4 protein-coding genes and 1 pseudogene are annotated in these 5,296 nt (G+C 71.2%); 3 read left to right on the plus strand and 2 right to left on the minus strand.

Annotation, left to right across the window (positions count from 1 at the left end):
• Both ABZ570_RS33405 and ABZ570_RS33410 read right to left on the minus strand, forming a co-directional pair.
• Positions 1–359: pseudogene (locus ABZ570_RS33405) on the minus strand (hypothetical protein); the annotation flags it as partial.
• A gap of 2 nt (positions 360–361) precedes the next feature.
• A complete protein-coding gene (locus ABZ570_RS33410) occupies positions 362–727 on the minus strand; it encodes a PadR family transcriptional regulator (protein WP_358072093.1) in 366 nt (121 codons plus the stop codon).
• A 197-nt stretch (positions 728–924) separates the two neighbouring features.
• On the opposite strand from ABZ570_RS33410, the gene ABZ570_RS33415 reads away from it, so the two are divergent.
• The 3 genes from ABZ570_RS33415 (at position 925) to ABZ570_RS33425 (ending at position 5,216) form a co-directional block, all read left to right on the plus strand.
• Positions 925–2,148, plus strand: coding sequence for an acetyl-CoA C-acyltransferase (locus tag ABZ570_RS33415; RefSeq protein WP_358072095.1), 1,224 nt, complete (start codon positions 925–927; stop codon positions 2,146–2,148).
• Positions 2,145–4,211 (plus strand): 3-hydroxyacyl-CoA dehydrogenase NAD-binding domain-containing protein, encoded by a 2,067-nt coding sequence (locus ABZ570_RS33420; protein ID WP_358072097.1) that lies wholly within the window; start codon positions 2,145–2,147, stop codon positions 4,209–4,211. The genes ABZ570_RS33415 and ABZ570_RS33420 overlap by 4 nt, the downstream gene beginning before the upstream one ends.
• A gap of 213 nt (positions 4,212–4,424) precedes the next feature.
• Entirely contained in the window at positions 4,425–5,216 is a 792-nt protein-coding gene (locus tag ABZ570_RS33425) for a hypothetical protein (RefSeq protein ID WP_358072099.1), read from the plus strand.
• The last annotated feature ends 80 nt before the right edge of the window (positions 5,217–5,296 follow it).

The raw sequence follows: 5,296 nt of genomic DNA on the forward strand, positions 1-5,296 counted from the left end.
GTACCGAGCACGATCAGGGTCATCCCGTCGAACACGCTCCACCGGGTCGGCACCGGCGCCTGCACCCACAGCAGCAGCCAGGAGAGCACCAGGCCGGGTAGCGCGCCGACGAGCGCGGTGCGCAGGAGACGATCGGTCTCGTACCGCAGACGGCCGGCGCCGGCCTCGGCCGCGAGTCGCCGGGCGAAGGCCCGGACGTCGGCGTCGCCGAGCAACTCTCGGGGGGTGATGCCGTCCGCGGCTGCCGCCTCCAACTCCCGGCGTAGGTCGTCGGCGAGCGCCGCCCGGTCGCGGGGCACCACCCCGATGGCCCGCCACTCGTGTTCTGCGACGGCGATGACGTCGTCCGCGTCCTGCACGGTTACCTCCCGGTGGTGTGCGTGTCGGTGATCGCGGCGTCGACGGTGTCGACGAAGGACTTCCACTGCCGTTTCCAGGCGGTGAGCCGCCGCCGTCCCTCCCCGCTGAGCGCGTAGACCTTGCGGGGTGGGCCACTAGGGCTCTCCTGCATCACGTCAGTGACCAGTCCGAGCCGCCGCATCCGGGTGAGCAATGGATAAACCGTGCCGTAGCCGACCCCTGCCAAGCCGGCGGCGTCCAGTCGGCGGACCAGTTCGTAACCGTGGGCGGGCTCGCGATCCAGCAAGGCCAGCAGGCACATGTCGAGGACGCCCCGGAGCAGCTGGGTCTGCCGGTCGTCGCCCTCGGAGCCCTCAACAGCTACCATGCGAGACATAATAGCCTGACTATTAGGTCTCGTCGAATACTTCCTCAGATGTGGGGTGGACCACAGGAGGGGGTGGGGCGCGATTGGTTACTGGCGAGTAGCATCCGGGGGAAACGCCAGCGCCGGCGACCTTCGTTCGGACTGCGGCGCCGCCTGTCGGCGCCGAGGCCGGATCGTGGTCGAAAAGGAGGCTCCAAGTGCCCCGTGAAGTTCGGGACGTCGTCTTCGTCGACGGCGTCCGCACCCCGTTCGGCAAGGCGGGCGGCATGTACGCCAACACCCGCGCCGACGACCTGGTGATCCGCTGCATCCGCGAGCTGATGCGGCGCAACCCGCAGCTGCCGCCGGAGCGGGTCGAGGAGGTCGCCATCGCGGCCACCACCCAGATCGGCGACCAGGGCCTGACCATCGGCCGCACCGCCGCCCTGCTCGCCGGCCTGCCCAAGACGGTGCCGGGCTTCGCCATCGACCGGATGTGCGCCGGCGCGATGACCGCCGTCACCACCGTCGCGGGCGGCATCGCCATGGGGGCGTACGACGTGGCCATCGCCGGGGGCGTCGAGCACATGGGCCGCCACCCGATGGGCGAGGGCGTCGACCCCAACCCGCGGATCATCGCGGAAAAGCTGGTCGACCCGTCCGCCCTGGTCATGGGCGCCACCGCGGAGAACCTGCACGACCGGGTCCCGCACATCACCAAGGAACGCGCCGACGCGTTCGCGCTCGCCTCCCAGCAAAAGACCGCCAAGGCGTACGCCAACGGCAAGCTCCAGGACGACCTGGTGCCGGTCGCGGTGCGCGACCCGGAGACCGGCTGGGGCCTGGCGACCGTGGACGAGGCGCCCCGGGACACCTCGATGGCGAAGCTCGCCACGCTGAAGACCCCGTTCCGCCCGCACGGCAGGGTCACCGCGGGCAACGCGGCCGGCCTGAACGACGGCGCCACGGCCGCGCTGATCGTCGCCGAGGAGACCGCCCGCGAGCTGGGCCTGCCGGTCGCCATGCGGCTCGTGTCGTACGGCTTCGTCGGCGTCGAGCCCGAGGTGATGGGCGTCGGCCCGATCCCCTCGACCGAGAAGGCGCTGCGCATCGCCGGCCTGACCATCGACGACATCGGACTGTTCGAGCTGAACGAGGCGTTCGCCGTGCAGGTGCTCGCCTTCCTCGACCACTTCGGCATCGCCGACGACGACCCGCGGGTCAACCCGTGGGGCGGCGCGATCGCCGTCGGTCACCCGCTCGCCTCCTCCGGCGTACGGCTGATGACCCAGCTGGCCCGGCAGTTCGCCGAGCACCCCGAGGTGCGCTACGGCCTCACCGCCATGTGCATCGGCATCGGCATGGGCGGCACGGTCATCTGGGAGAACCCACACTGGACGGGGTCCAGCAAGCCGGCCCAGGGGGAGGGTGGAGACAAGTGAAGACGCCAGCCGCTCCGAACGAGGTCGTCACCAGGGCGCTGCTGCGCCAGGTGGACGTACCGGGGCTGGACCGCCCCGCCGCCCTGATCACCCTGGACAACGGCTTCGACCACACCAAGCCGAACACCTTCGGGCCGGCCGGCCTGGCCAGCCTGGACGAGGCCGTCACCGCCGCGCTGGCGGCGCAGCCGGCGTTCATCGCGGTCACCGGCAAGCCGTACATCTTCTGCGTCGGCGCGGACATCACCAGCCTGCCGCTGCTGGCGGACCGCGAGCAGGCGCTGGAGATCGGCCGGCTCGGCCACCGGGTCTTCGCCCGGCTCAAGGACAGCCCCGTCCCGACCTTCGCCTTCGTCAACGGCGCGGCGATGGGCGGCGGCCTGGAACTGGCCCTGCACTGCCACTACCGGACCCTCTCCGGTGGGGCCTCGGCTCTCGCGCTGCCCGAGGTCTCCCTCGGCCTGGTGCCCGGCTGGGGCGGCACCCAGCTGCTGCCGAACCTGATCGGCATCCCGGCCGCCACCCAGGTGATCCTGCAGAACCCGCTGATGCAGAACAGGATGCTCAAGCCGAAGCAGGCGGCCGAGATGGGCATCGCGGACGTGCTGCTGGAGCCGGCCGACTTCCTGGAGCGGTCCCTGGAGTGGGCCGCCGGCGTGGTCAGGGGTGAGGTCACCGTGACCCGACCCGAGGTCGACCGGGACATGTGGGCGGGCGTGCTCTACTTCGCCCGACAGACGCTCGACCAGCGGCTGCACGGCGCGGTCCCGGCCGCGTACCAGGCCTTGGATCTGCTGGAGACGGCGAAGGACGGCGACTTCGCCGCCGGCACCGCCGCCGAGGACGAGGCCCTGGCCGACCTGGTCTTCTCCGAGGAGCTGCGCAGCGGCCTGTACGCCTTCGACCTGGTGCAGCGGCGGGCCAAGCGGCCGGCCGGCGCGCCGGACAAGGAGCTGGCCCGCCCGGTGACCAAGGTGGGCATCGTCGGCGCCGGCCTGATGGCCAGCCAGCTCGCCCTGCTGTTCGCCCGCCGCCTCCAGGTGCCGGTCGTCATGACCGACCTGGACCAGGCCCGGGTGGACAAGGGCGTCGGCTACGTGCACACCCAGATCGAGAAGTCCGTCACCAAGGGCCGGATGGACAAGGGCACCGCCGCCAAGCTGTACGGCCTGGTCAGCGGCTCGGTCGACAAGTCCGCCCTCGCCGACGCCGACTTCGTCATCGAGGCGGTCTTCGAGGACCTGAACGTCAAGAAGCAGGTCTGGGCCGAGCTGGAGAAGATCGTCAAGCCGGAGACGGTGCTGGCGACGAACACCAGCTCCCTCTCGGTCACCGCGATGGCGGCGGACCTGGAGCACCCGGAGCGGGTGGTCGGCTTCCACTTCTTCAACCCGGTCGCCGTGCTGCCGCTGCTGGAGATCGTCCGGGGCGAGCGGACCGACGACACCACCCTGGCCACCGCGTTCACCGTCGGCAAGCAGCTGAAGAAGTCCTCTGTGCTGGTGAAGGACGCCCCGGCGTTCGTGGTCAACCGACTGCTCACCCGCTTCCTCGGCACGGTCTTCGCCGCCGTCGACGCCGGCACCCCGCTGGACGTGGCGGACAGCGCGCTGGACCCGCTGGGCCTGCCGATGCGCCCGCTCGCCCTGCTCCAGCTGGTCGGCCCGGCCGTCGCGTACCACGTCGGTGGCACCCTGCACGCCGCCTTCCCGGACCGGTTCGACGTCAGCGAGAACCTCAGGCGGATCGCCGACTCCGGCCAGCCGATCGTGGTCGACGACCAGATCAACGCCGAGGTGGCCAAGCTGCTGGTGGTCGGCGATCAGCCGCTGACCGCCGAGCAGGTCCGGCAGAACGCCCTCGATGCGCTGGCGCAGGAGATCCGGCTGATGCTCGACGAGGGTGTCGTCGCCGAGGCGCAGGACATCGACCTGTGCCTGATCCTCGGCGCCGGCTGGCCGTTCCACCTGGGCGGCGTCACGCCGTACCTGGACCGGACCGGGACCTCCGAGCGGGTCACCGGCCGGCGGTTCCTGCCGCGCGGTGTGGCCAGCCTGCGGTGACAACTTCAGCCCGGTCGGGCTGATTCACGCGCCGCTTCCCCGCGATCGCGGTGGCCGACCGTCCCTTCCGGGCGGTCCGGCACCGCGATCGTCGTTCGGCCCAGGTCACGACCCGGTTCCGGTTTCCGCACCACGGCCTCGGGTGGGCAGCGGACCGTCAGGGGGCCTCGATACGATCACCGCCCAGATTTCTTACAGGAGCTGACCAAGATCATGTCGCAGCCGCCGTCCAATCCCTACCCCGGTTCCTACCCGCCGCCGCAGCAGCAGCCCGGTTCCTACCCGCCGCCGCAGCAGCCCGGCGGCTACCCGCCCCAGCAGCAGCCGCAGTACGGCGGTGACTACCCGTCGGTCCCGCAGCAGCCCGGCGGCTACCCGGCAGCCGGCCAGCCCGGCTTCGGCACCCCCGCCGAGCCGCCGAAGAAGAAGTCCAGCGTCGGCAAGATCCTGCTGATCATCCTGGCCGTCGTGGTGGTGCTCTGCGTGGGCGGTGGCACGGCCATCTACTTCGCCACGAAGGGCACGGTGAAGGAGGTCGTCGACGCCTCCAAGACCCGCCTGGTCGAGCCCGAGACGCTGGGCGGCCGGCCGAAGGTGACCGAGCCGCAGCTCCAGTCCGCCGTCGAGCAGATGAAGACGACGATCAAGGACAGCGTGCCGGGTACGACCAGCGTCGTCGGTGGCATCTACGGTGACCCGGCGAAGCAGGATCTGGTCATGATCGCCGGCGCGTCCACCCTGCTGGCCGACCCGAAGAAGGAGCTGGACAACGCCGTCAAGGGCCTGGGCGTCGGTCTCGGGGTGAAGGACCTCAAGCCGGTCGACGCCGGCCCGCTGGGCGGCGAGGCCAAGTGCGGCGACGGCAACGCCGGAGGCGTGCAGGTGGGGGTCTGCCTGTGGGCCGACCGGGGCAGCCTCGGCCTGGTCGTCATCTACTTCAAGTCCGCCGCCGACCTCGAGTCGCAGTTCGTCGCCATGCGGGGCGAGATCGAGCAGAAGGACTGATCCTTCCGCCGGACCGGTGACCGGGCGCAAACAGGCGGGTGACCCCGGGCACGGTGCGGGCGAAGGCGACGAGGGCGCGG

It is taken from the genome of Micromonospora sp. NPDC007271, assembly GCF_040634005.1.
Classification (GTDB): domain Bacteria; phylum Actinomycetota; class Actinomycetes; order Mycobacteriales; family Micromonosporaceae; genus Micromonospora.

Bases quoted from the DNA above. Each gene is read 5' to 3' on its own strand.
- ABZ570_RS33410 (WP_358072093.1), bottom strand. From the start codon at position 727: ATGGTAGCTGTTGAGGGCTCCGAGGGCGACGACCGGCAGACCCAGCTG.
- ABZ570_RS33425 (WP_358072099.1), top strand. From the start codon at position 4,425: ATGTCGCAGCCGCCGTCCAATCCCTACCCCGGTTCCTACCCGCCGCCG.